The organism is bacterium (assembly GCA_012517375.1).
Lineage (GTDB): Bacteria > Hydrothermota > Tepidihabitantia > B3-TA06 > B3-TA06 > JAAYVC01.
On the sequence record JAAYVC010000101.1, the window covers coordinates 61,817 to 86,033 of the forward strand.

Consider the following 24,217-nt stretch of genomic DNA (forward strand, 5'->3'; position numbering starts at 1 on the left):
TTGTGAATATGCTTGAACGTGGAGCTTTTGACTGCAAAACGCTTTACGGCGTTAAGATGTAGTCTTGTGATAGGAATTGGAGTAATCGCCGGATTCCTCCTCCCCATTCCCTGGTGGGTTTTCTTGGCAGCAGGTTTTGCTAGTATTGTTCTTGTTTTTTTCTTCTCGGAGAAATTCCTTTACCTGACGATATTTCTTCTTGCTTTCGCTTACGGTAATATTTCCATTCCATCAGGGATATCTAAAGAGACCTACAACGTTCGGATTGTTACGGAAGGCAAAATAGGAGAAAGAGAGGGAGAATATTCGACATTCACGATTGATTCACCTTCATTTTTGAAGGCAAGGAAAGTTCTTATTTATACGAACAGAGATATTACTCCTGGAACAGTATTGAGGGTAAAGGGAGAAATACTTCCCCTATCATTTCCGCGCAATCCCGGACTTTCTGACAGAAACGCTCGCTTAAAAAGGGAAGGTGTCATCGGACGCATAAAGGTTAGTGAGTTGACAATAATTTCCCCCCCTCAGGGCATCGATGCCTGGATAGCACGGGCAAGACAGGGAGTTATCAAGAGATCGAGCGTCCTCTTTGGTCCTGAAGCCGCGATATTCTCTGCAATCCTTCTTGGTAAAACCGATCTTGTCTCCGAGGAACTTTTTTTTGATATGAGGAGAACGGGAACCCTTCATCTCCTGGCAGTATCGGGTCTTAATGTCGGAATCCTTGTCGCTTTTCTTGCTTTTCTTTTCAAGCTTTTAAACATACCTCGAAAATGGTCGCTACCCTTGCTTGTGGTGCTTCTCGCGGGTTATGTAGCTCTTGTAGGACCTTGCCCTTCGATTATAAGATCCTCGCTCATGTGCGTGGCGGTAGCGATAGGCTTTCTCCTCGATCGCAAGACCATGCCTTTGAATAATCTCTCGATTGCAGGTTTAGCCATAATCCTCTGGAAGCCATCCCAGATTCTCGATTTAGGCTTCCAGCTCAGTTTCAGCGCAACTCTGTCTATAATCCTTGCCGTTGAATTGCTAAGTCATACATATTCTAAACTTAATCAGCCAAAGATTCCAAAATGGCTTAATCAATGGATAATCCTGCCCTTGGCTGTATCGCTCGCTGCGACCATATTTACCTTGCCTTTTCTGGCAAGTCAGTTTCATCAAATAACATTATCGTCTGTACTAGCCAATCTGCCGGCAGTGCCGCTCGTCTCATTCGTGTTTCCTTTGGGTCTGGTTGCCCTGCTCTTGAGTCTTATCTGGCTGCCTTTAGGCGAGATAATTGGTTATGCCGTAAGCGGATTATTGTGGTTTCTTGAAAATATACTGCACGTTTTGCCTGGAGAGCTTTTAGCGGCGGCAAGCTGGCCTGCCGCTGTAACGATTGCCCTTTTTGCTTCCGCTCTGCTTTTATATACAGAAAAAGGGAGAAGATATCGATTTGCATTATCTGCACTGATTCTTCTTGCTGGAATCAATATCGGTATATGGCCCTGGGCCCTCAAGGACAGTAGACCGACACTGACTCTTCTCGATACATATTACGGCAACGTCGCTGTTCTTGAATCCGATGGCCGCACTATCCTTCTGAATACAGGCTCAAAAAACGAAACAGTTGTTAGAAACTACCTTAACTCTAGAGGCTTAAGAACAATTGACTACGTGCTTTGCCTCTCAGATAAAGCGGGCGATATATCAGCTCTGGATACACTCATTAAATACTTCAACATAAGTGAAGCAGGACTTATTCTCAAACAAAAGAATATGACAGTCGATGCGGCAGTCGATAGTAATGAAGTCAGAAAAGGGCTTCGAGGAGCTTCGCAGATTATACGGATACCGGCTGCAGGTATCTTAAAACTGCCCTCAGTAAATATTGCTTACGATCTAACCAGGTACTCGAAACCTTATTACGAAGTTCTTTCCAGAAATAAAAAGGTTGTTTTCACTTCTGAACTTGAAAAAATCGATTCAAATGCAATTAACTATCTCCTGAAAAGCAATTTAGAGCCAAATCTTAAAGGAGTCAGGCTGATCTCCAAGGAACCAGAGAACGGCGTTAAGACGGAGGTAATTCGTGAAACGGGCGGTATCAGGATCGATCTCTGATCAGAACTGAGTAATATCGACTTCTTTGCGGTTTGGATAACGGATTACCTTGTTCTCCCATGTTCTGATGGTTATGAAATTCGGACCTCTCGAAATGATGTATTCCGGCAATATAGGCGTCTTTCCAAGACCGTGAGGAGCGTTTATTATGTATGTCGGTATAGCCATTCCGGACGTATAGCCGCGCAGAAACTCCATTATCTCGATTCCCTTGTCGACAGAGGTTACGAAATGGATAGTACCCCTTATCTCCTTTGCATGAAAGATGTAGTAAGGTTTTACGCGTATCCTCAAGAGTTCCTGATTGAGCGCCTTCACTACCGAACATCGGTCGTTTATACCGTTAAGTAAAACCATCTGATTGCCTAGAGGTATTCCACCATCTGCAAGCATGCTGCATGCATTTGCGGATTCAGGTGTAATCTCTCTCGGATGATTAAACTGCGTGTTCAAGTAGATTGGGTGGTGCTTTTGGAGTATTTTGACAAGTTCGGGCGTGATTCGCTGTGGCATGGTTACAGGCGTGCGGGAGCCGATTCTGATTATCTCAACATGCTTGATTTTCCTTAGCGAAGAGAGGATGCGTTCCAGGTCTTCATCATCGCGAGTGAGGGGGTCTCCTCCGGTCAAGAGAACGTCCCTGATCTCCGGATTATCCCTGACATACTTGATGGATTCCTCGATTTGAGGCCAGTCGGTGTGGTGGTCCTTCTGACCTATCAATCTGCGTCGCTGACAGTGCCTGCAATAGGTCGGACATATATTCGATACGAGTATTATAAGCCTGTCCGGATATCTTCGGGTTACGCTTGCTGCAGGCGAGTTGTGCTCCTCGTCCATCGGGTCAACGCTCCCGCCGTGAATGCTCAGTTCGGCTACAAGAGGAACGGCTTGAAGTTTAATCGGTCCGTAACGGCCTGAAAAATCAGCTAAGGACAAATAGTACGGCGACACAGCCCACCGAAACGTCTTGCCTACTTTAGTTATATCCTCGAGGTCCTCCTCTCTCAGGTCTATAAGCTTGGTTAATGTATCAACATCGCGAATCCGATTAGCAAGCTGCCAGTGCCAGTCGTTCCACTGCTCCTCAGTTCCTCCCAGTTCTTCCATTATGCGCCTCTTGCGTACCCCAACATCCTCCACTAACTCAAAACCCGTGTGGATGGTCTTTCTAACCTCAAGATAATCACTGATGCGTTCGCGCAGTTTTTCGGCGCGCGCTATCGCTTTCAGGCGTTTCGGGTCTTTCATAAATCAATCTCCTTTTATTAAGCAAACCTTTTTAATACGACAGTTAAAAATTCTTGTTAAAGTCAATTAAAGGATTTTTATTAAAGCTTATTTTGATTATAGGAATAAAACAAACATCCGCAAGTAGCGAGCGGGCTTGACTCCATTGTTCTCCGACTTATAATTACAAGAGTTCTTTGGAAAACCGGCTAAGCATTGTCCTTTTGCACAACTCCGTAAGTTGATAGAATTTCTTCCCTTAAATGGGGTCCCAAGACAAGTACGAAAAAAATCGCTTGGGGCTTCTACGGGGGCGAACGGCTTCGACGGGGTGTTGACGCACAAGAGGGCATGGCAAGGGTCTCTCGTGACCTTGTAAATCCTGCGAGAGGAAAACTAACTGCTGATAACAGCTACGCTTACGCAGCTTAATTAACCGCGTCCTCGACCTTGTGTTCGGCCCGTTCGGTGCTAGGTTCGGGGTAATTTAGGACGGGTGAAACCTCCGGGTGGCTACTACCTGAAGGTGGATCTTTTTAGTAGCTGGTTCCTGAGTTGCTAGTCGCTAAGTTGCGAAGGAACGAGACTTTTTATAGCGACTAACCATGTAGTCCTCGACTGCCGACCATCTCGGACGCGGGTTCAATTCCCGCCGCCTCCATTGTAAACTAAAGAAAAAACGGCTCTTAGGCCGTTTTTTCTTTAACCTAAATTATTCAAAGGTTGGGGTCCCCGTGAAGCTACGGAGTAGATTCGTGGGGTGAAAAAAAACTGGTCAAAAGTAGGTCAAAAGTGGGACAAAAGCTACCCAAAAGGTGGTCAAAACATGGACATTTTGGGGTCATTTTGAGCAAAAAAGGGGGCAAGTGCTGAAATAATGGAATGGGATACAACCACAGTTTACCTTGTTGGCTTGACAAACAAATGGTACGAGGTATACTTTTTAGAAAATAATCAGAGGAGGATAAATGCCCATTTGGAAAATTACTCAAAAAGGTCCTGTTCGGGTTTCTGAAACTAAATTAAAACAAGAGAAACTTCTTGAAGAGCATCTTGAGGATTGGGTTGTCAATGATTCGTCAATCCTAGGGGAACCCCTTTTGATAATAGGTCGACAGGTAATGATTCCTGATGTAAAAGACAGGCTCGACATCCTTGCTCTCGACCCTCAAGGAAACGCCGTAATTGTTGAGTTGAAGAGGGGGAAACTCAAGGACCCTGTGGACATGCAAGCTTTGAGGTATGCAAGCTATATCTCCAAGTGGCATTTCGAAGATTTCGAGAATCAAGCGCGAGCTTACTGGGGAAGGGATGGCGATGTTGAATTCAACTTCAATGATACATATGAGCAGTTTTGTACTGAGGCAGGTATTGATGAAGTTCCTGACATAAACTCAGATCAAAGAGTAATCATAGTGGGGTCTGAGGTAAAAGATAAACTGGGTAGCGTTGCTTTGTGGTTGCACGACCACAGTATTGACGTAAAGGTTATTGAGGTTGAGGTTTTTCGTGAAGGGGAAACGCTCTTACTAGAACCCCATGTTATCATCCCTTTACCCGTAAGTAGATTCCATGATACAGGCCGGGCTCCCAGAGGTGATATTTCAAAACCCTGGATTGGTGACGGAAAAACATGGCATCTGGATAAAAGATGTAGTTCCACAACAAAAAACATGCTACTGACACTTGATGATCTTATTCGGGATAACTTGGATGTTGAAGAAACAAGATGGGATCAGAAATTCTATGTTGCATACCGAATCAATAATTATAATTGGCTAAGTGTTGGAACGCATCGAAAAATATTGATTCTTGATTTCCTCGTTAAACCTTCTGCCTTCAAGCTAACGGATTTGGCTAAGCGTTTGGAAGTAGAACAGTTCGATAAAGAGGAATCAATCGCTGAGAAGTTTGGATTACCAAGCTCTGTTTTCATAGAGAAAATAAACGAAAAAGTGGATCGAGTCAGGCTTAGGATTAAGGAAGGGTTCAACCTCAACAGTGAAGCGTTCCTTACCTTCTTAAAGGATGCGTTCAAGGCGTCTCCATTTTCGAAAGAGTAAGCTAGAGAACTTTCAGATTCGCAAAGTTAAGAATATCCTCGCGAGGGAACCTTCAGCTTATCATGTAGTGCTATGAGATTGCTTCGCGGTTAAAACCGCTCGCAACGACAAACATTCGAAACTATTACCTTAAAGTAGGGGCCGACTTTTAAGTCGGCCCGGTTTAAATTACATTTCGGGCTGACCTAACGCGAAGCGGATGCTGAGGCCATCAACGTCAGCCACTACGACCTAAAAAAATCTGAGAGCGTGTTACGGGCGGGTGTTACGGGTTGACATTTCCCCCTCCTCCCCTATGCTTTGGGAACCAAAGGAGGCGTAATGCCCGGACCAAAGGTTTACCATCTCGAATACAGGAGAAAAATGTGGCGGCTTAAAGGGGCAAGCGCCGAAAAGGCTTTGCGAGTGTTCCAGACCAAGGCGAAAGCGCTGAAGGAGTCGGCGAAAATAGTTCGCAGACAGAAGCCTTCAATGCTCAAGATACATAAAAAGAACGGAATCATTACGCGGACGAGAAGCTATTAAATCAAAGGAGGATTAATGCCCGTATTGTCTTACGAAGGTCCCAAGCTTACGAAAGAGCAGAAGGAGAAATTAATCAAGGAGATGACCGAAGCCGCGGCAAGGGTTATACCCGATATACCCGAACAAGCCTATTATTTCTTTGTACGAGAATACGAAGACGAAAACGTGGGCGTCGGCGGTATGCCGCTTCGAGACTACATAAAATCGGTACGCGAGATGGGTAGCGGGCGTTAGCGTCGTCATCGGCCTAAATATGCTATAAAAAGATCTCGAGGCCGCTTTCTGTCTGAACATCCGACAATCCATACTCTGGTTTGACAACCGCATTTCCCAGCCTATTATTCACGAAAAAGGAGAATTGAATGGACGTACTAGAGGCGCTTTTAACCAGGCGGAGCATTCGTAAGTATACCTCAAAACCCGTATCGAAGGAGACGGTTGAAACTCTGCTGCGGGCGGCAATGGCCGCGCCGTCGGCAGGCAACCAGCAGCCGTGGCAGTTCGTGGTCGTGACCGACCGGACGGTGCTCGACGAACACCCGGTTTGCAAGGGCGCGCCGTGCGCTATCCTCGTTTGCGGGGACGCGAATCTCGAAAAGTACAAGGGATACTGGGTAATAGACTGCACGCTCGCGACGGCCAACATCCTTGCGGCCGCGCACGCCATGGGCCTGGGCTCGGTCTTTCTGGGAATCTACCCGCACGAAGAATCCATGAACAATCTGCGGAAAGCTCTGGGACTTGGAGATAATCTCATCCCACTCACCCTGCTACCCCTGGGATATCCGGCTGAGGAGAAGCCCGCATCGAACCGTTTTGACCCCGCAAGAATAAGCTGGAAGTAACGTCCGTAACACCCCGAGATCGCTCGGAGATTGTGCTTGAAAAACTTCCTAATTCGAGTATAGTTATTCTCCGATTTCTTTAACCACTTTGTAAGGAGGAGTCGATGCTTGTCAATTCGAGAACAATAGAAGTTAATTATCTTTGGAAGATGGATTCGAAAATATATCGTCTTCTCCGCGGTACTCTTTTGACTTTCGCTTCGAGCGCGGCAATCGCGCTCTCCGCCCAGGTGGCAATACCGCTTCCTTTCACTCCTGTTCCAATAACATTGCAGACGCTCGTCGTGCTTTTGTCCGGCGCGCTTCTTGGAAGCAGACTAGGCCCCTTGAGCGTCATAGTCTACATTGGACTCGGCATGACCGGCATCCCCGTATTCGCCTCGGGCGGAGCAGGTCTTGCAAGGCTTCTGGGCCCAACGGGCGGCTATCTTGTCGGCTTTGCCGCCGCATCCTTCGTTGCAGGTTTTCTTTTCGAGAATGGATTCGGAAAGACTCTTTTCGGGCGGACGCTAGCGATGCTTGCAGCAAGCGTCCTCATCTACGCGTTCGGACTTGCGCGCCTCGCCTCATTCACGGGCTGGGACAGTGTTCTTTCGCTCGGCCTTTATCCCTTTATCGCAGGCGATATGCTCAAGATAGGCTTGCTTACCTTGTTGCTGCCCGCGACTCAAGCCGTTGTGCAGATTCGTCAGAAAAGCTTGTAGCCAATCTTGCGAAGAAAGGACTGGCGTTCTCTTAAGTCGGCTTTGTTCTCGACGCCAAGAGGCGGGTAGCCGTCTATCACGCCGAGGATCCCTCTCCCCTGTTCGGTCTCTGCGACAATTACTTGGACAGGATTGGCAGTAGCGCAGAAGAAATTGACCGTTTCCGAGACAGCGTTGAGCCTTCGCAAGAGGCTTACAGGATAAGCGTTCTGGATCATCAAAACAAAGCTGTGACCTGCGCCTATCGCCAAAGCGTTTTTTGCGGCAAGCTCACGTAAAGACTCGTCCGTGCCTTCAACCCGGATGAGTCTTTTTGTCGACGCTTCGCAAAATGCAAGGCCGAACTTTATTCCGGGTACCGTCTCGACCATTGCTTCATGGAAATCCTCGCATGTCTTGATGAAGTGGGACATGCCGATAATGACGTTCGCGTCCTCAGGCTTTTCAACCTGCACTGCATTCAGTTCCAATATATCCTCCTTTTTTGAAATAATATATCCAGCGAGAAAGCGAAGTCAACTCTCCGTTTCAGTCTGAGCTGTTCTGTCCTACGAGAGAGTTCCAGCGAGGTCGCTCTTCGTTATTGCAGATTTGGAATGGCGGAAGCGGAGCTTGCGCCCAGCGCCTCCGGCGCTCATCCTTGGATTTGAGAAAGTGAGTGGCGGAAGCGGAGCTTGCGCCCAGCGCCTCCGGCGCTCGCTTGCCCCGGCATCATTGATAGGTATAATTCCTTATGGATAACTCCTGGGACGTTATAGTTGTCGGTGCAGGGCCTGCCGGTTCTTCTTGCGCAAGAGTGATAGCCGAATCCGGCTACTCCGTTCTCGTTCTTGACAAGAAGCATACCATAGGCGAGCCCAATCACTGCGGCGAAGGCGTATCCTCCGCTTGCTTAGACGAGGTTGGTGTCAGCGCGCCCCAGCCCTGGATAATCAGCGAGGTTAAAGGCTGCAAGCTCCTGTTTCCGAACGGGACAGAGATCCGCTTCACCCAGAAAGGCTACTGCATAGACCGCCCCTCGTTCGACCGGTTTCTTGCAGAAAGAGCGTCAAACCTCGGTGCCGTGTTCAGGACTTCCTCAGAGGTAAAAGCCATCGTTTCCGAACAATCAGGGTGGCGCGTCAGGACCGCCCACTCGGAATTAAGAAGCCGGTATCTTGTCGGCGCCGGAGGAGCGCTTTGCCCCGTTTCAAAACACTTCAAGCAGAACCCCTTCATCCTTCCTGCCGTTCAGTACAAGTTCAGGAAAAAGGATGTGGCGTGCGATTTTTCCGATAGCTTTCTTCAATTCCACCATCACGAGGATTTCTCGGGCGGATACGCTTGGGTCTTTGACCGCTCTGATGAGGTCTCAATCGGGGCGGGCAGCCCAACGGGTCTTAAAGAGAAGCTTGAGAGATTCTGCGCCAGGATTGGCGTGGATCCGGACAAGAGGATCAAGACGGAGGGCGGTCCTATCCCGTTCCTTCATAGACCGCTGCAGATCGCCTTTCCGCGCGCTCTCCTCTGCGGCGATTCTGGAGGGTTCACATATCCCTTCACTAAAGGCGGCGTTCACGGTGCATGCTGGAGCGGAAGGATTTCAGGCGAGGTAATCGTTGAAGCATTAAGAAAGAACGATTCGTACACACTATCCGATTACTCCAGACGCGTCTCTCTCTATCCCTGCCGTTCGAGGACCCACCTCATGATCCCCCAGGCTTTTTTTAAGTTCGATAACAAGATAATCGATACAATCGGCAGGATAATGGACGGCAAGGAATACACCGAAATCCCTGTAGGCCGCTTTGCAAGGCATTTCCTGCCGCATCCCTCGCCGAGGATATTGTGGGGCATCGCCGTGGGTTTCTGTGTACAGCGCTTCTATCATCACAGCCGCCGTTTTGCGTGGTGAACAAGGTTTTCTTCGTCTCCGATTTGCACGCGCGACCTGACAGTCCTGAGCGTGAAGCGGTCTTCAAGGAATTCTTAAAAAGAAAGCTTATGAGCGGGGACTCTCTGTACATTCTTGGCGATCTGTTTGAGTTCGGCTTCGCATTTAACGGTCAGATACTGCCTTACTACCAATCTCTTGTTTCTGTTCTGACAAGTCTTCAATCCTCAGGGGTAAGGATTTTCTTTCTCCCGGGCAATCACGATCTCTGGATGTGCAGCTATTTAGCCAGGAGAGGAATCAGAATAATCAGGGAAGGTAGCGTCATTACTGTTTTAGGCAAAAAAGTGGCTCTATACCACGGATTACTGAAGGAGCCTGATTCACTGTCAAGATTAGCTTCTTCTGTTATGAGAAACCCCGATTGCGTCTGGCTCTATTCAGGTCTTCCTCAGCGTTTAGGCTTCGCTCTTGCAATGCGGCTGAGCGGATTCAGCCGCAGGCGCAACAAGCCGTTTTCGAAGAGACTGAACTCCTCGATGATAAGGAAGACTGCCGATGAAGCGGAAATAATCATAAGCGGACACCATCACGAGCGACTGGTCTTCAAACTCAACGGTAAACTTATATACATTACTGGCGACTGGATTACGAATTGCACATATCTTGAGATGACGAAAAACGGATTAGAGCAAAGAATCTTTAGCGCAAAACCATGAACAAAAAAAACAAGGGGAAAAAAATCAAGGGATTAGTTCAGTATTCGAAGCCCTTGCCGTGAATGCGTTCCTCGGCAAACATGGCAAAGCCCCCAGGCTCGAATCCATGCAGTTCGCAAAGCTCCTTCCATTCGGCAAAATCGCCCCATCCTTTGAAATCGGCTTCTACGGCAATAGTTTCCTGGGTTTCTCCGGGCCATGATAATACCGCCCACTCCCTATTCTTAAAGATATTCTGGAGATAAGGCTTTGCTGAAACAGGCAGCATCACGTGGACGTGAATGAAGTTATCAATCCTGAACCAGCATATGCTCGTTCGGAGCACCGCCACGCCCTGCGGATTATCGGAATGAAGAATAAGCCTTTTCAATTTCGACTCAACCCAGAACAAGGGCTTATTGACGTAGTTAGATAGAGCGGAAGGCATTGCCTCACCAGTCGAATTAATCGCACGCAAAAGCATTCTTTCTTCGGCGCTTAAGGGTACTGGAAATGGAAAATTATACTCGCGTACAAGAAGAGGTTCATCCTCCACCCCCGCTCCCCTTGCAACAAGCTTGAGTTCCTCTTTTGTCCTGGAGAAGCAGAAAAAACTCGTATGCGGCAGGCGTTTTGTAAAAAAGCATGCATTGTGAATCGATTCCTCAAGCGCAGACAAAGAGTTAATCAACTGGTCTTCGGTTGCGAGATCCAGCTTGTGCAATCGAATTATGTAGCGTCCCCATGCTCCTCCGACTAAGGAGGGAACGAATGGTACAGCCCTGAAGCGTCCGATGACGCTGGAGTGCTCAAGTGCTTTAATCCTTGCCGCGACCTCAAAACTCCCAATACCCGTGGCGGCGGCAAGGTCTCCGGGTGTCGCCCAGCCGCCGCGGCTCAGTCTTCTCAAAAGAGCTATTGAATTATTGTCAAGGATCGATCCCAATGCTCTTACTTCTTGGATGACCTTGTTCTTTGAGGCTTTACTTCGGTCTTCTGTTTTTCAAGCCACGCTCTTAGAAGGTCTATAGGTACAGGAAATACTATGGTCGAGTTCTTTTCCGTGGCAATCTCGGTTAGAGTGCTCAAAAATCTCAGCTGGATGGCGGTCGGTGTTTTATCGAGAACGACTGCGGCTTCACTCAGCTTCTGCGACGCCTGAAACTCGCCGTCGGCGTGAATGACCTTTGCGCGGCGCTCGCGTTCGGCCTCTGCCTGACGGGCTATCGCCCTGCGCATCTCCTCCGGAAGATTAACGTCCTTTATCTCGACCATCGAAACCTTGACGCCCCAGGGATCCGTTTGCTTATCTATGATCTTTTGAAGACGCTCGTTAATTTTTTCGCGCTCGGCCAGAAGATCATCGAGTTCGTATTCTCCGAGCACGGAACGAAGCGTTGTCTGGGCAATCTGGGATGTTGCGTAGATGTAGTCCTGAACCTCAACAACGGCCTTTGCGGCATCCATAGGCCTGAAATAGGCCACTGCGTTCACTTCAACGGTGACGTTATCACGGGTTATGATGTCCTGCGGCGGAATATCCATGGTAATGGTTCTGAGACTAACCTTGACCATCTTGTCTATCCCGAAAGGAATAAGGAAGATGAGTCCAGGTCCTTTAACCCCTACTAGACGGCCAAGCCTGAAGATAACGCCGCGCTCGTATTCGCGAAGGATTTTGATGGCGGAAATGATAATGATTAACAGCAAAACGCCTAAACCGATAAATATATAAGTCTGCGTCATAAAGCCTCCTTTGATTTAAGAGATTATAGGCTGCTGTTTCTCGTTGTCAATTAAGCTCGTCTTAAAAAAAATGCCTTGACAGTGTTTATTTTATTTCTAAAATATATATATAGTATAAGTATTATGAGGAGGAACCCCTCAGGAGGGTTCCGTTTTCGAAACCAAAAACAAGGAGGCATCATGAAAAAAGCGTTTATTATGGGGTTATCAATATTATTGTTAGCCGCTGTCTTAAACGCCGCGCCAACGGTAACAGCAGGATCAGGCCTTTACCGCATTCAAAACGCATCCATAACCAAAGGTAATCTATCCTTCAATCTTCATCTTGCCGGAAACCCGGCAGGCGCCTACCACATGAACGACGGAGACTTTTCAACCTGGGACGGAATCTTCAGGCTTGGAGCAAGCTGGGCGCCTTTTGAGTTCCTTGAAGTAGGTCTCGTTCCGGCTTTGGGGTACTACAAACCGACTCCGGACGATACAGCGGATATCGGCTTGTGGGATATGGAAATAAACGCCAAGACTTCGTATTCAAGGATGAAGGTTTTGAAGCTGGGGCTCCAGGCAAGAGCGCTGGTCCCGCTCGCTTCCGATGTATTCTTTCCAGCGGGATATTCGAACGGACTCGATGTCGGCGGACGCGGGCTTATAACTGCAGATTTCAGGGATGTCATGAAGTTTCCCCTTCTCTTGCACCTGAATGCAGGCTACATGCTGAGCATGGACACATACGACTCGCTAATGAACGAATACAATATCGCTGGATATTTTGGACGCAATCGCATGACGCTCGGAGCCGGTCTTGAGATACCCACTCGTTTCGTAACGCTTCTTGCTGAAATATACGCCGAGCAGCCAGGCGATGTATGGGTAACGCCCACGTTGAGGCTGAATCTGCCTTTTGGATTCCATGTCGACTACGGCATGGATTTCCTGATACTGGCGGATACGAGCGATCCCAGAGAAGATCTCTACCGTACAGTAACAACCGGCATATCATGGTCAACTCCTCCCAAAAAACATATCCCGATGGGTTCAATAAGCGGAACGGTCAAGGATGCCGATAACGGTTCCGGTCTCGTAGCTAAAATAAGCTTTTCCGGACCCGAAACAGGCATAATTGATGCAGGCTCTATGGGATTCAGGATAGATTCTCTTGACCCTGGAACCTACACACTAGAAGCGATTGTCGAAGGTTATACGAGCGAAAAAAGATCTGTCGTGGTGCAGGACAGACAGGTTACCGAAATAAACTTCTCCCTGAAGCCTGCGCTCGTCAGCTTTTCGGGAACCGTTCACGAGAGAGAGAAAGACGCTCCTCTTGCCGCAACGATAAGGTTTACTGATGCGTCACTTCCGGATGCAATGACCGATCCAGGCACCGGAATATTCAAGGTTCAGCTTAAACCCGGCACCTACGGCGTTGAGGTCACCTCCGAGGGATATCTTCCCCAAACCTCGTCCGTTATTGTCACGAAGACGGGCGCGGTCAAAGACTTCAAGCTTATCAAGAAAGGAATGAAGATTGCATTCCGCGGCATAAATTTCGAAACCGCAAAAGCCGTTATACTTTCCGAATCTTACCCTATTCTTGACGAGGCTGCTAAGATTCTTCTTGAAAACCCGGATATCAACGTTGAGATAGGCGGACATACCGATAATCGGGGCGCGGACTCATATAATCAGAAGCTCTCGCAGGAGAGGGCCGAGTCCGTAAGGCTTTACCTTATTGAAAAACACGGCATAGAAGGTTCAAGGCTTTATGCAAAAGGCTACGGCGAGAGCCAGCCGGTTGCCCCGAACGATACCGAAGAAAACATGGCCAAGAACCGCAGGGTGGAGTTCACGATACTCAAGTAAACCTATCTGCACAAAAAAGCGCCCCAGGGGGCGCTTTTTTATTTCTCGATGGATTACTAGCGAAGCAAAACGCTCTCCTTACCGAATCCAGAGGCTGCAAAGCGGAGTGCAAGTGCGAGGAATACGATGCTTGAAGCAATGGTGTAAACGATTCCGGTCGCAGGAAGCGTATTCATTAGCATACCTCGCAGAACGAGCATCACGTTCATGAACGGAACAAAGTACATCCATGCAGGCGGAACAACAGGAATCATCTGCATGAAGATGATGGGAATTACCATCACTATGTTCAAAGGCGCCATATATGCTCCGGCCTGTTTGGTCGATTGAGTTCTGACCGCAATAGCCATGAGAAGCGCCACAATGAACGCGGCAAGAAGAAGGATGATGAGGAGTATCATGAGAATCTTGCCAACGGAAAGCATGCCTGCCAGATTAAGCCCGCTGCCTCCACCTGAGAGCAAGGGTATCACGAAGGATGCGGCAAGTGACATGCCCAGTGCCGTCAGAATGGGAGAAATAAAGGCAAACGTGACGCCTGCCAGATACTTGCCAAACATTATTGATGAGCGCGGTATCGGCGCCGTCAGAAGAAGCTCAAGGGTCTTTCGCTCCTTCTCGCCTGCCGTGGAATCGATTACGATAGAGGAAGCTCCCATAAGAGTACCCATCACGATGAACATGCCGATAACGAAACCCATATAGAAACCGAACATCTGCAGGGGATTAATGGCATTCTCACGAATATAGGAAACTGCCGTCAGCAATCTCTCGTCAACGCCTTCTCCTGCAAGCCGCTTTCTGACTACTGACTGGTCATAACTCGACAATGCAAGCTCAACCTTGTCTGCGGCAACCTTAGATTCCGTTCTCGTGGCGTCGTAGTAGATTCGGGTGTAGATAATCATCTTGTCTGCAGATACGCTGTCCACATATATAACGCAGTCTGCCAGCTTTTCCGATACGGCAGTAGCAGGGTTTTTCACTTTTACGAGTTTAACCCGTTTCGATTCGCTTAAGAACTCCTCGAGTCCTGTATCCTGCGAAGAGACCAAAACGACTGAGGAACGCTTCTCCTCCGCTTTCTTTTCCCTTCCGCCGATGAGAAGGGTGGGCAGAACCGTAAACGCGGGCCAGATAAGAAGCGGAAAGAGGATAAGAAACAAAAACGTGCGCTTCTCGCGAAACGCCGTCCACATCTCCTTGCGGAAGATTAAACCTATTCCTTTAAACATTTTTACCTACCAGTTTGAGAAACGCCTGTTCCAGATCCTTTACAGCAGCTTGTCTGCATATCTCCTTGACCGTACCCTGGGCTACTATCCTGCCATGATCGATTATTGCCAGCCTGTCGCAAAGCTCCTCGGCTTCCGACATTATATGAGTCGAATAAAGGATAGTGCGGTCTTTCTTTATCTTTTGCAGCAGATCACGAATGGATTTTTGCGTGGGCACGTCCAGACCTGCGGTAGGCTCATCAAGAATCAGAAGCGGAGGGTCTACAACCAATGCCTGACCCAAAAGAACCTTCTGTCTGTTGCCCTTGGAAAGCTCCTTGAACTGCCGCTTGAGGTACTCATTGAGTCCGAGGGTTTCCGCAATTTGTCCAACTCTTTCTTTAATAACGTCTTTTTTGAGGCCGTGAAACTCCGCAAAGAGTATCATGTTCTCTTCAGAGGTCAGTCTGTCGTATAGAGAGCCTTCTTCGAGTACAACTGCCATGCGTTTAAGGGCTTCAAGAGGATTCTTACTGACCGTCACGCCGTCAACATGAATTATGCCTGCATCGGGCTTGACTATAGAACATATCGACCTGATGGTCGTGGTTTTGCCTGCTCCGTTAGGACCGAGTAAACCAAAAAGCTCGCCTCGACGGCATTCAAAACTTATTCCGGAAAGCGCCTGGACATTGCCGAAACGCTTTGCAAGATTTTCAACAATAAGAACCTTTTCGTTCATCGCTTCCTTTCACGTAATTTTCGCATTTATTTACAGAACCTTTCCTGATTCTTTAAGACCATAAAAACATCAGGAAAGCATTAAGCTAACATCTAATATACAATAAATACCTCTGTTTTCTTCAATTAAGAGCAGCCAGGCAAAGCCTTTGAATGAAAATCATACCCATGGGACATTGGCTGAGAGAATTTTGTGAAGCATCTATATTTGAAGAGCGGTTTTTCGCTTTTACTCGGAGTTCGTTCATATTGAGAAAAGAATCTCTCAATCCTTTTTTTTCTTTTTTTGTTGAATCCGCTCCATTTCACGTTCAATCAATCTCTCTCGTAAGCCATGAAAAACAAATACATTAAAGAAATGTGCGATAACCCCGATCCCCCATCCGGCAAGCGGAATAACGAACCACGGAAAACCTTTTCCATGATCGGTAACAAAAAACCACACGAAGAAAATTGCCGTGTTAATAACGAAGTAGCTCGCCAGATGCATGTAGAAGCTAATCCGTCTTTCCACCCTCTCTTCAGCCTTACGACGGATTTCATGTTCCATTCGCTTGTTTCTCCTTAATCTTTCTTTTCGAAGATTACGCATCTCCAGGGGATTGTCAATCTCAACTGTTTTATTTGAAAAGGAGATACAAGGTTTTACCTATTGACAAACCCCGATTAGCAGTTACAATTTTATCCATGCAGGAGTTCGTTCTCTTATTATCGCTAATCTCTTTACCGCTTGGGGAGGCTCGCGTAAACGGACTGGCGGATGCATGCGTAACCATGGCAGATCAGCCGCTTGCACTTTTTGTCAACCCGGCTCTCCTGACTAAGAATCAGGACAGAAAGCTTCTTTACAATCCAATCGGATACCAGATAGGCTCCAGCCCTGTCGACTTACCTTTCCTTTTGAATGTAGGTTTTCTAGGTTACAGTCAGCCAATCGGTCAGTTCGGTACAGGTCTTGCCGGCTACAGGGACGAGGAGGGTGGCAGCGGAATACTCGCAGGAGCCGCCTATAAGCTAGGCTTCCTTCACGCCGGAGCGAGTCTCGGAATTCGCTACGAAGCATACGGCACCTTGCCCGTAAGACCCGCTATAGCGTTGGGCGCGGCTGCGCCGTCAATTAAGTTCGCGGACGTACCTGGCGAGATAACGATAGCCGCTTGCGCTCGCTGGATAGACTTTTTCAATATTCAGGCGGGCATCGACTACAGCATTGCTTTTTTCCGCTTCATGGCTAACTTCAACGCTCGGGAACCGTTCCTGTCGGGTAATCAGGAATCCGTGCGTCTTGCCGCGCTCTTCAAACTCGATGATCTTGTGGGATTTCCATTAGAGTTCGGCGGCGGTTGGGGTTCAGACAACAACAGATTCGGCGTACTGCTTGCATCTGATCTCAATCTTTGCCGCATCAATCTAAGCTATTCCGACTTCGGCTACGGAAACGGCAGAATAGGGTTATCGCTTCTTTTCAGCATCGCATCCACGAAAGAGGTGGCGGAACGTCTTGCAGCTATTGAAACCGAGCAGAAGACCAAGAATGAGATAACCAGCAAGACTTATACAACCCAGGGCATATCTCTGTACAAGGAAGGTGACTACGAAGCGGCGCTCAGCGCTCTCGATATAGCATTGATTTGGGACCCTGCGAATAAGGAGGCCTTAAGCTGGCTCGAGCGCGTGCGCAACGAAAAGAACGCCTCCGAGCTTACAACGCTTATATCGGATGCAAACGCTTCCATGAAATCGCAGAACTATCTTGACGCCTTGAGAAAAGCGCAGGAAGCCTTAAAGATTGACTCTTCCTCGGCTGAAGCTAAATTCCTTTCCCAGGAATCCCAGAGAAAATTCTCCCAGATGGTGCTTTCACAGACCAGTTCCGCGCACAACTCAGGTGAGATAAGCGCCCTTTACCAACAAGGTCTGGAGCAGTATACATCAGGGGACTACAAGTCCGCTACTGAAACCTGGGGCAAGATAGAAAAACTTCAGCCCAAATCAACTACCGTCCAGACTTACCAAAGACAGACCGCTGACAGGATAACGGAACAGATAACTCAGGGGATGAGCCAGCTTGAAGTTCTTGAGCGTAAAGGCCGCTGGCGCGAAGCATTGACCCTTGCCAATAGACTGCATGAACTGGCACCATCGAACAAAGAGATATCGGCAAAGGTTACTACTTACCAGTCAAAAATAAGTTCTTTAATCTCGGAGTATCAAACACAGGGCGTAGATTTTTATAATCGCGGATACTACGTAAGCGCTCAGAACTCATTTTATTCGATTTTAGCCCTTGACCCCAACAACTCCTCAGCCAAAGACTATCTCGCACGCATGAAAGGAAAAATCGAGAAGAAGAACGCCAACGAGCTTTATCTATTGGGCGTTCAGGCGTACACGAACAATCAGTACGAACAGGCTATTCAGTACTGGCAGCAGGTTCTCGAGATAGACTCATCGTTCGATAACGCAGCCAAGAACATACAGAGAGCGCGGGATAAGCTGGCCCAGCTCAAGTAGTTCACTGTCCCCATATTCTGGAATTTATAGGATAGAGGTAGATTGCATGTGTAATTGACTACTTGTAAAAAAAGCGGCCTAAGCGGCCGCTTTTACTCTTTTCCCGTGATCAGTATCCCCAGATTTCGTTAAGAACTACCTTGCGTCTGCAGTCCGGACATAGCAGTCTCTGATGTCCGCTCCGGTAAGGATTTGAATCACCTTTGTCATACTGGATTTCAACCGTTTTAAGTGAAGTCTGCTTCGCAAGAACAAGGGTCGGGTTTGCATACGAAAGCTCGCCTATCCTTTCTGCTATCCAGATAAGATGATCGCGAGTGGTAATAACTTCCCCGCATTCTTCGCAAAACACGAGTTCCTTGTCTATTGAATCTTTATACTTGCTTTTATCGACGTAACTTAAATCGTAATCCACGGTATGATGGATTCCATTTTTCGTCGTGCAGTAAGCGACGCATTGACCGCAATATATGCACATATCCTTAAAGTATGCAACATGTCTTATACGTTTGTCCAGATCATCCTCGAGTGCTCGCGCTTTAGCCGGGCAGACTTCAACACAGGCTCCACATCCAATGCACTCCTTTTCATCGAAAAGTATGGTGCCCCGAAACCGGGGAGCCGGAATACTTGGTTTGAAAGGATACTTAGTGGTATAAGGAGAAGAGAATAAAGATCTTATTGCTTCGCCTAGTTCTCTCAGTTTAGGCCACTTCATCTTTTTTCTCCTCTCTTTCGATCTGTTCTCCGCCAAGCTTATCTTTTCCGTAGGTATCCTTTACCGTGCCCTTCCACATTTTTGCACCAAATCTAAGTGAACCTCTTGCAAGGGCATGGGCTGAAACAGGAGCCGTCAAAAGAAGAAACGCTCCGCAGATAATGGCTTTTATACCCATTGGGGTAAAACCCTTTAAAAACAGTATGCCTATCATTATGCCCAGTGTTCCAAGAGTAACGCTTTTCGTCGCAGCCTGAAGTCGGTTATAAACGTCGGGCATGCGTACAAGTCCGATTGCTCCAAGAAGATTGAATAGAACGCCTACAGCTATTATGATAAACCCGATTATGTAGAGAATATTAATCATCCAGCGTCCTCCTTTCCAGATACTTAGCAAGAGCCAGCGTGCCTATGAAGCTAATCAATGCGAGAACAATGGCTATATCGAGAAGGTATGATAGATTGAAGAAAACGCCGGTAAGCGCAGTTACACCAACAAAGATTATACCCATGATATCTACGCCGACCATTCGGTCGGAGATTGAAGGCCCCCTGGCTATACGAAAGAGGCACAGAAAAGCGGAAAGCGCCAGAATGACAACAACACCTATTTCATAAATGTTCATTCGAAGATCCTCCTCAAGTACTTTTCAAACTTCAAAGAGATCCTCTTTGTATTTGCTTCTATATCGTCGCCGTCACCCTGAACGTCAATCCAATGAATGTAGAGAAACTCCCCGTCGATATCTATCGACATGGTTCCCGGTGTAAGGGTAATGGAGTTTGCGAGAAACGCCTTCGCAGTATCCGTTTTGAGAGATGTACGGATCTTTACTATACCCGGCTTAACTGGGCATGAAGGGTGAAGAACCCTGAAAGCAACATCAAGATTAGCTACTATCATATGCCACGCAAAAACAGGTACGTATGCAATTGCCCAGAACCATCGTCTCGGATTCAGAAAGGAGAGAGGCTTGTGCGTGAACTCACCGCCAAAGAGCAACGCAGTGATAATTACCACAACTGCACCAGCAACCCAGACGTACCACTTATCCGGCAGGGTCAAAAGCATCCAGAGACAGTATGCTAATACAAAGAATACAATCCTCCTCATCTCAACCTCCTCCTCCAATAATCTTGGTTCCAAGCTCTAAAACCGTCTCCGCGTATTTGCCTCCCGAAAGAAGCACATTGCTTGCGGGCCCGAATAGATTAGTTTTCAAAAGGAAGAAGAAGGCGCCGCCCGCTATCAAGAGAACTACAAGGGATGCCATGGCAAAAACCATTATAAAGGGCGACTCCTTGATGCCTTTAATGCCTTCTTTGCCCCAGAATACGTGATTGGTTATCTTCAAGAGATAGCCGAGCGTTACTACCGCAAAAAGCGAAGCTATGATAGCGCCAGGTATCATGCCTGCGGCAAGAGCGCCAAGGATGATGAAAAGCTTTGAGAAGAATCCAAGGAACGGCGGCATGCCTGCAACCGAAAGCCCGCCTGCGCTGTAGGCAAGAGAAGTCCAGGGCATCTGTTTGCCCAGACCGCCTGGAAACTTCGTGATGTCGCGTTCTCCAGTCCTGTAGACCACTGAGCCTGAGGTGAGGAACAGTACTCCCTTGCCTAGGGCATGGCTCAGTATGTGCGCAAGCGCACCTATCAGAGCAAACTCGTTACCTATTCCGAACCCGAAGATTATGTATCCTATCTGACTAATGCTGGAATATGCCAGAAGACGCTTGTAGTCATTCTGGTTTAATGCCAAAAGACTGCCGATGATGATGGATGCAAGTCCGAGTACAATCATGGCATCAAAAACCTGAGGATAAGAACTCCTAGTAAAACCGTAAACATTGAAGACCAGTCTGGCTATGGCATAGACACCAAGCACCTTTATGAATACGCCCGAGAGCAAGGCGGACACAGGGGCGGGTGCCGAAGGGTGGGCGTCCGGCAACCAAGAATGGAAGGGTACTAGTGCGGCTTTGACTGAAAAACCAAAAAGAAGCAAGATGAAGACGAAATAGAATCCAACGCTCCGGTTCATTGTGGCAAGCATACGCGATATATCGGCAAGATTCAAAGTGGAGGTCGCGGCATAGATAAAAGCTATGGCGAGAAGAATCATGAGGCTCGCTATCTCGCCCATAACCATATACTTGAAACCGGCTTCAAGTTCCTCCGGTTCCGTCCCGAAAGCAACCAGAGCGTATGAGGCGATGGATGATATCTCGATGAATACGAACATATTGAAAAGGTCGCCTGTCATTGCCACGCCATTCATCCCGACAAGCATGAGAAGAAGAAGCGTGTAGAACTTCCATGTTCCAGTGAAGTGATCCATGTACTTCAGAGCGAAAAGATAGGCGAAGAATACAAGAACCGATATGACGAGCAGCATAAGGATTCCAAGGGAGTCGACTGCAAAAACTATACCCAGAGGGATAGGCCAGCGTCCGAAGTTATAGACAAGCATGGAACCCGGTTTGAAGGAAATAATGAGATATACAGTCAAGGCCAGAACCGCAGCCACAGACAACCCGCCGACAATCTCGGCAAGCCTTTTCCATAACTTGGAGAGAATAGGAACTAGAAATGCACCGCCAAGAGGGACAGCAATCAATAATACAAGAATCATCTCCATCGCTTATCCTTTTAGCTTCTTGATCTCATCGAGATCGAAAGTACCGGTTCTCTGATAGATACGCAACGCCATTGAAAGCATCAATGCCGTCGTTCCCAGTCCTATGACGATTGCAGTCAGAACAAGAGCCTGCGGAATGGGATCAGCGAAGGTGTGTTTTGTTCTCTCAAGCATAGACATTCCGGTCAATATCGGTGGAAGAGCGCCGGGTCTGAAACCCACAATAGCGAATAAAAGATTGACCGCATATTCAGTAAGCGCAAATCCCACTACAACCTTTATCAAGTTCCTCTTTGTAATGATTGCATATAAACCGACGAGAATCAATACAAGAGACGCTATTAAAACAATCATTGATTCTAATCCTTCAATATGTATTTAGTTGAAGCCAGCACAATGAAGATGGTCAGTATTGCTCCTGCCACCTTGACGGCAATAGCGATATTTGAAAGAGGAATCGAACCTGCAGACAATAGTGTTCCGGGTTTACCGAACACAGGGAAAAGATTCATAAAGAAGTAACCGCCGACAACAATACCCAGAAGCGCAATAAGCAGGAAAAGAAGACCGCCTGAACTTTCGAATATAGAGGAGGATATGGATGTACTCTTTTCCTGTGATTCCGTTGTCCCGAATGCGAGCCTTGAAAGTATGAGACCGGCCGCTATAACGGCTCCTCCTGCAAAACCGCCGCCCGGCGATAGATGGCCGTAGAGAACGATGTAGCAACCGTAGAGGAAGATGAAACCTTCTACTATGCGGGCTATAACTCTTACAATAGGCGTCATTCCATTCATTTCTTCCTCCCTTCAAGTCTCAAGAGAGAGATTACTCCAATGACTGACGTAAAGAGAACGGTCGCTTCGCCCAGGGTGTCGAAGCCGCGGTAATCGAGAACAACTGATGTAACAACGTTGGCAGACCCTGTTTCGGACATGCCTTCTATCGCATTTTGCACGTAATGAAGCGATGCCGGGCCAAGTGAACGTCCCATTGGCGCAAGCACCGATAGCTCTAAAAGCATCTGGACTCCAAAGTAAACGAAAACAAGGGCAAACAAACCGAAGACAATAAAGGAGAATATATCTCCGCCCACATACTTGCGTCCAAGGGTTGAATCTGTATGAGTGGTCTTGAGAATCACCGCGACAAAGAAAACGACCGATAGAACTTCAATGACTATCTGAACAATAGCGAGGTCGGGCGCTGCAAGCCTTATGAAGCCTATGGCAACTGCAAACCCCACAGCGCCAAGAGCAATCGCAGATGCTAGAAGATCTTTTATCTCAACCGCAACGATCCCTGCAACAACCATGAATATCAACAAAAGGATCAGATCAAGCACCGCCGCCTCCTCTGATAAAGATAAGAAGAATCAAAAGCAGCATGCCCAGAAACAACCAGGCTACGTAGAACGGAAGCCTGCCGGTATGCAACAGACTGAATCCCTTGCCGACGAATTGAAAGAAACGCTTTATGAGTTCCGCAAACGCGTTCAGCGTGTCATCAACAAGACGTTTAAGGGCTTTACCAAGGGCTTTTGCGCTGTTTCTAATGTAATAGAAGAAATCGAATGAGCCGCCGTCGGCGAAACGGTAAAGCTCGGAAAAGAGTTCCGTATTCTTCACGGAAGAATAAAAATGCGAGCCGGAAAAATGCATCTCCTCTTCCGTGAGCTCCTCGGCTCCGGTAAACACCTTGCGCTTCTTGAATGCGTAGGTCCTTCCCATCAAGTAGATTAAGAATCCGACGGAGAGAAGAATAAGCATCAAAGCGGCAAAGCCTAGGGGCGAGAAAAAGCCCCTGGGAACCGCTACCGATGCCGAAAGAGCGGGATATACAAGGAAAGGCAAGGGCAGCCGGAATGCAAAAAGTCCGAAAGCAATACAGACAAGAGCCATAACCAGCGGAGGAAACCAGGAGTTGAATTTAGCTTCCTTGACGCCTTCAAACTTCTTCGGCTTCATACCAAGGTAAATAGAGTGACCAAGCTTGAGGAAAGACGCAAGCGTTAGAACGCTTCCGAACATGCCTGCAACAAGAAAGATATAGAACACGGGATTCCTGGAACCAATATCAACCAGAGCCTGATAAACAAGCCACTTGGAGATAAACCCGTTGAGAGGCGGCACGCCCGATATGGCCAATCCCCCTACAAGAAACGAGAAGAAAGTAATGGGCATGGCCGAGGCTAAACCACCAAGTTTATCGATGTCAGACTCACCCGTTTGTCTTTTTACAGCACCCTGAGTAAGAAAGAGGGAAGTCTTATAAAACCCTCCATTAATCATATGAAACAGACCTCCAACCATACCCAAAGGTGTTCCTGAGGCTATTCCTAGGATCATATATCCCGCCTGAGTGACGGTCAGATAGGAAAGGGTCTTTGCAGCATCCTTCTGCACTAAAGCCATGAACACGGTTGCAAGGATTGTCACCGCACCTATCGAAAGGAATACTATCTGTATAGTCATGTTGGAGCGTATTTCAAAAACCGAATAGCAAAGTCTTAAGAAGAGATAGATGCCGAGTATCTTGTCGAGACTAGCAGGTATGAAAGCCATTGTTTCGGCTGGTGCGGTCTCAGCCGCTTTAGGTATCCACGTATGCAGAGGAAATGAACCAGCCTTAGTCAATGCGCCGACCCCAATACAGACAAACGAGATTATTGCAAGAGGATTGTTAAGGGTGAATCTCTGAAGAATAGTCTTGGGAAAATAGGATAACTGGCC

General features: G+C 47.6%; 26 protein-coding genes and 1 other RNA gene. 11 read left to right on the plus strand and 16 right to left on the minus strand.

What is annotated here, in order from left to right; translation table 11 throughout:
- The first annotated feature begins 18 nt into the window (after positions 1-18).
- On the plus strand, positions 19-2,112 hold the full coding sequence (locus GX441_11155; GenBank protein NLI99200.1) for a hypothetical protein: 2,094 nt from the start codon (positions 19-21) through the stop codon (positions 2,110-2,112).
- Here the strand turns inward: GX441_11155 and GX441_11160 are convergent, their stop codons facing one another.
- Positions 2,113-3,363 carry a KamA family radical SAM protein gene (locus GX441_11160; GenBank protein ID NLI99201.1) on the minus strand — a complete coding sequence of 417 codons (1,251 nt, stop codon included), beginning with the start codon at positions 3,361-3,363 and terminating at the stop codon, positions 2,113-2,115.
- 288 nt (positions 3,364-3,651) lie between these two features.
- On the opposite strand from GX441_11160, the gene ssrA reads away from it, so the two are divergent.
- The 6 genes from ssrA to GX441_11190 all read left to right on the plus strand — a co-directional run bounded on the left by ssrA (position 3,652) and on the right by GX441_11190 (position 7,479).
- Positions 3,652-4,006, plus strand: a transfer-messenger RNA (tmRNA) gene (ssrA, locus tag GX441_11165).
- 304 nt (positions 4,007-4,310) lie between these two features.
- On the plus strand, positions 4,311-5,405 hold the full coding sequence (locus GX441_11170) for a hypothetical protein (protein ID NLI99202.1): 1,095 nt from the start codon (positions 4,311-4,313) through the stop codon (positions 5,403-5,405).
- A 321-nt stretch (positions 5,406-5,726) separates the two neighbouring features.
- Positions 5,727-5,930, plus strand: a complete 204-nt coding sequence (locus GX441_11175) for a DUF2188 domain-containing protein (protein ID NLI99203.1) — start codon at positions 5,727-5,729, stop codon at positions 5,928-5,930.
- Between the two features lie 15 nt (positions 5,931-5,945).
- Positions 5,946-6,164, plus strand: coding sequence for a 4-oxalocrotonate tautomerase (locus GX441_11180; protein ID NLI99204.1), 219 nt, complete (start codon positions 5,946-5,948; stop codon positions 6,162-6,164).
- Between the two features lie 128 nt (positions 6,165-6,292).
- Positions 6,293-6,775: a nitroreductase family protein gene (locus GX441_11185; GenBank protein NLI99205.1), complete on the plus strand. Its 483-nt coding sequence runs from the start codon at positions 6,293-6,295 to the stop codon at positions 6,773-6,775.
- 149 nt (positions 6,776-6,924) lie between these two features.
- Complete coding sequence (locus GX441_11190) at positions 6,925-7,479, plus strand: biotin transporter BioY (protein ID NLI99206.1); 555 nt, start codon at positions 6,925-6,927, stop codon at positions 7,477-7,479.
- On the opposite strand, the gene GX441_11195 is transcribed toward GX441_11190, so the two are convergent.
- The gene (locus tag GX441_11195) at positions 7,464-7,949 is read right to left on the minus strand and encodes a hypothetical protein (GenBank protein ID NLI99207.1); all 486 of its coding nucleotides are present in this window, start codon (positions 7,947-7,949) and stop codon (positions 7,464-7,466) included. The two genes, GX441_11190 and GX441_11195, sit on opposite strands and share 16 nt — an antisense overlap.
- A 263-nt stretch (positions 7,950-8,212) precedes the next feature.
- Between GX441_11195 and GX441_11200 the strand changes: the two genes are divergently transcribed.
- Both GX441_11200 and GX441_11205 read left to right on the plus strand, forming a co-directional pair.
- Positions 8,213-9,373, plus strand: a complete 1,161-nt coding sequence (locus tag GX441_11200) for an NAD(P)/FAD-dependent oxidoreductase (protein NLI99208.1) — start codon at positions 8,213-8,215, stop codon at positions 9,371-9,373.
- A complete protein-coding gene (locus tag GX441_11205; protein ID NLI99209.1) occupies positions 9,370-10,071 on the plus strand; it encodes a UDP-2,3-diacylglucosamine diphosphatase in 702 nt (233 codons plus the stop codon). The genes GX441_11200 and GX441_11205 overlap by 4 nt, the downstream gene beginning before the upstream one ends.
- 37 nt (positions 10,072-10,108) lie before the next feature.
- Here GX441_11205 and GX441_11210 read toward each other — a convergent pair whose 3' ends face one another.
- The gene (locus tag GX441_11210; GenBank protein NLI99210.1) at positions 10,109-10,960 is read right to left on the minus strand and encodes a hypothetical protein; all 852 of its coding nucleotides are present in this window, start codon (positions 10,958-10,960) and stop codon (positions 10,109-10,111) included.
- Positions 10,961-11,001: 41 nt separating this feature from the next.
- Entirely contained in the window at positions 11,002-11,796 is a 795-nt protein-coding gene (locus GX441_11215) for a slipin family protein (protein NLI99211.1), read from the minus strand.
- 180 nt (positions 11,797-11,976) lie between these two features.
- Between GX441_11215 and GX441_11220 the strand changes: the two genes are divergently transcribed.
- On the plus strand, positions 11,977-13,656 hold the full coding sequence (locus tag GX441_11220; GenBank protein NLI99212.1) for an OmpA family protein: 1,680 nt from the start codon (positions 11,977-11,979) through the stop codon (positions 13,654-13,656).
- Between the two features lie 56 nt (positions 13,657-13,712).
- On the opposite strand, the gene GX441_11225 is transcribed toward GX441_11220, so the two are convergent.
- The 3 genes from GX441_11225 to GX441_11235 all read right to left on the minus strand — a co-directional run bounded on the left by GX441_11225 (position 13,713) and on the right by GX441_11235 (position 16,164).
- Positions 13,713-14,891, minus strand: a complete 1,179-nt coding sequence (locus tag GX441_11225; GenBank protein ID NLI99213.1) for an ABC transporter permease — start codon at positions 14,889-14,891, stop codon at positions 13,713-13,715.
- Positions 14,884-15,615, minus strand: coding sequence for an ABC transporter ATP-binding protein (locus GX441_11230; protein NLI99214.1), 732 nt, complete (start codon positions 15,613-15,615; stop codon positions 14,884-14,886). The genes GX441_11225 and GX441_11230 overlap by 8 nt, the downstream gene beginning before the upstream one ends.
- A gap of 264 nt (positions 15,616-15,879) precedes the next feature.
- Positions 15,880-16,164, minus strand: a complete 285-nt coding sequence (locus tag GX441_11235; protein ID NLI99215.1) for a 2TM domain-containing protein — start codon at positions 16,162-16,164, stop codon at positions 15,880-15,882.
- 137 nt (positions 16,165-16,301) lie between these two features.
- Between GX441_11235 and GX441_11240 the strand changes: the two genes are divergently transcribed.
- Positions 16,302-18,128 (plus strand): hypothetical protein, encoded by a 1,827-nt coding sequence (locus GX441_11240; GenBank protein ID NLI99216.1) that lies wholly within the window; start codon positions 16,302-16,304, stop codon positions 18,126-18,128.
- 109 nt (positions 18,129-18,237) lie between these two features.
- On the opposite strand, the gene GX441_11245 is transcribed toward GX441_11240, so the two are convergent.
- The 9 genes from GX441_11245 to GX441_11285 form a co-directional block, all read right to left on the minus strand.
- On the minus strand, positions 18,238-18,846 hold the full coding sequence (locus tag GX441_11245; GenBank protein ID NLI99217.1) for a 4Fe-4S binding protein: 609 nt from the start codon (positions 18,844-18,846) through the stop codon (positions 18,238-18,240).
- Positions 18,833-19,213, minus strand: a complete 381-nt coding sequence (locus GX441_11250; GenBank protein NLI99218.1) for a Na+/H+ antiporter subunit G — start codon at positions 19,211-19,213, stop codon at positions 18,833-18,835. Before GX441_11250 ends, GX441_11245 begins: the two co-directional genes overlap by 14 nt.
- Positions 19,206-19,472, minus strand: a complete 267-nt coding sequence (locus tag GX441_11255) for a hypothetical protein (GenBank protein NLI99219.1) — start codon at positions 19,470-19,472, stop codon at positions 19,206-19,208. The genes GX441_11250 and GX441_11255 overlap by 8 nt, the downstream gene beginning before the upstream one ends.
- Positions 19,469-19,960, minus strand: coding sequence for a Na+/H+ antiporter subunit E (locus tag GX441_11260; protein ID NLI99220.1), 492 nt, complete (start codon positions 19,958-19,960; stop codon positions 19,469-19,471). Before GX441_11260 ends, GX441_11255 begins: the two co-directional genes overlap by 4 nt.
- 1 nt (position 19,961) lies before the next feature.
- A complete protein-coding gene (locus GX441_11265) occupies positions 19,962-21,485 on the minus strand; it encodes an NADH/ubiquinone/plastoquinone (complex I) (protein ID NLI99221.1) in 1,524 nt (507 codons plus the stop codon).
- Positions 21,486-21,488: 3 nt separating this feature from the next.
- Complete coding sequence (locus tag GX441_11270; GenBank protein NLI99222.1) at positions 21,489-21,839, minus strand: cation:proton antiporter; 351 nt, start codon at positions 21,837-21,839, stop codon at positions 21,489-21,491.
- Positions 21,840-21,844: 5 nt separating this feature from the next.
- Complete coding sequence (locus GX441_11275) at positions 21,845-22,282, minus strand: sodium:proton antiporter (protein ID NLI99223.1); 438 nt, start codon at positions 22,280-22,282, stop codon at positions 21,845-21,847.
- Positions 22,279-22,830: a DUF4040 domain-containing protein gene (locus GX441_11280; protein NLI99224.1), complete on the minus strand. Its 552-nt coding sequence runs from the start codon at positions 22,828-22,830 to the stop codon at positions 22,279-22,281. Before GX441_11280 ends, GX441_11275 begins: the two co-directional genes overlap by 4 nt.
- Positions 22,823-24,217: hypothetical protein (locus GX441_11285; protein NLI99225.1), on the minus strand; the 1,395-nt coding region annotated here is incomplete at its 5' end. The genes GX441_11280 and GX441_11285, both read right to left, overlap by 8 nt.

Excerpts from the sequence above, each read along its gene's own strand:
- GX441_11160 (NLI99201.1), bottom strand. The coding sequence starts at position 3,363 with ATGAAAGACCCGAAACGCCTGAAAGCGATAGCGCGCGCCGAAAAACTG.
- GX441_11170 (NLI99202.1), top strand. The coding sequence starts at position 4,311 with ATGCCCATTTGGAAAATTACTCAAAAAGGTCCTGTTCGGGTTTCTGAA.
- GX441_11175 (NLI99203.1), top strand. The coding sequence starts at position 5,727 with ATGCCCGGACCAAAGGTTTACCATCTCGAATACAGGAGAAAAATGTGG.
- GX441_11180 (NLI99204.1), top strand. The coding sequence starts at position 5,946 with ATGCCCGTATTGTCTTACGAAGGTCCCAAGCTTACGAAAGAGCAGAAG.
- GX441_11185 (NLI99205.1), top strand. The coding sequence starts at position 6,293 with ATGGACGTACTAGAGGCGCTTTTAACCAGGCGGAGCATTCGTAAGTAT.
- GX441_11190 (NLI99206.1), top strand. The coding sequence starts at position 6,925 with ATGGATTCGAAAATATATCGTCTTCTCCGCGGTACTCTTTTGACTTTC.
- GX441_11200 (NLI99208.1), top strand. The coding sequence starts at position 8,213 with ATGGATAACTCCTGGGACGTTATAGTTGTCGGTGCAGGGCCTGCCGGT.
- GX441_11215 (NLI99211.1), bottom strand. The coding sequence starts at position 11,796 with ATGACGCAGACTTATATATTTATCGGTTTAGGCGTTTTGCTGTTAATC.
- GX441_11220 (NLI99212.1), top strand. The coding sequence starts at position 11,977 with ATGAAAAAAGCGTTTATTATGGGGTTATCAATATTATTGTTAGCCGCT.
- GX441_11225 (NLI99213.1), bottom strand. The coding sequence starts at position 14,891 with ATGTTTAAAGGAATAGGTTTAATCTTCCGCAAGGAGATGTGGACGGCG.
- GX441_11230 (NLI99214.1), bottom strand. The coding sequence starts at position 15,615 with ATGAACGAAAAGGTTCTTATTGTTGAAAATCTTGCAAAGCGTTTCGGC.
- GX441_11235 (NLI99215.1), bottom strand. The coding sequence starts at position 16,164 with ATGGAACATGAAATCCGTCGTAAGGCTGAAGAGAGGGTGGAAAGACGG.
- GX441_11240 (NLI99216.1), top strand. The coding sequence starts at position 16,302 with ATGCAGGAGTTCGTTCTCTTATTATCGCTAATCTCTTTACCGCTTGGG.
- GX441_11245 (NLI99217.1), bottom strand. The coding sequence starts at position 18,846 with ATGAAGTGGCCTAAACTGAGAGAACTAGGCGAAGCAATAAGATCTTTA.
- GX441_11250 (NLI99218.1), bottom strand. The coding sequence starts at position 19,213 with ATGATTAATATTCTCTACATAATCGGGTTTATCATAATAGCTGTAGGC.
- GX441_11255 (NLI99219.1), bottom strand. The coding sequence starts at position 19,472 with ATGAACATTTATGAAATAGGTGTTGTTGTCATTCTGGCGCTTTCCGCT.
- GX441_11260 (NLI99220.1), bottom strand. The coding sequence starts at position 19,960 with ATGAGGAGGATTGTATTCTTTGTATTAGCATACTGTCTCTGGATGCTT.
- GX441_11265 (NLI99221.1), bottom strand. The coding sequence starts at position 21,485 with ATGGAGATGATTCTTGTATTATTGATTGCTGTCCCTCTTGGCGGTGCA.
- GX441_11270 (NLI99222.1), bottom strand. The coding sequence starts at position 21,839 with ATGATTGTTTTAATAGCGTCTCTTGTATTGATTCTCGTCGGTTTATAT.
- GX441_11275 (NLI99223.1), bottom strand. The coding sequence starts at position 22,282 with ATGAATGGAATGACGCCTATTGTAAGAGTTATAGCCCGCATAGTAGAA.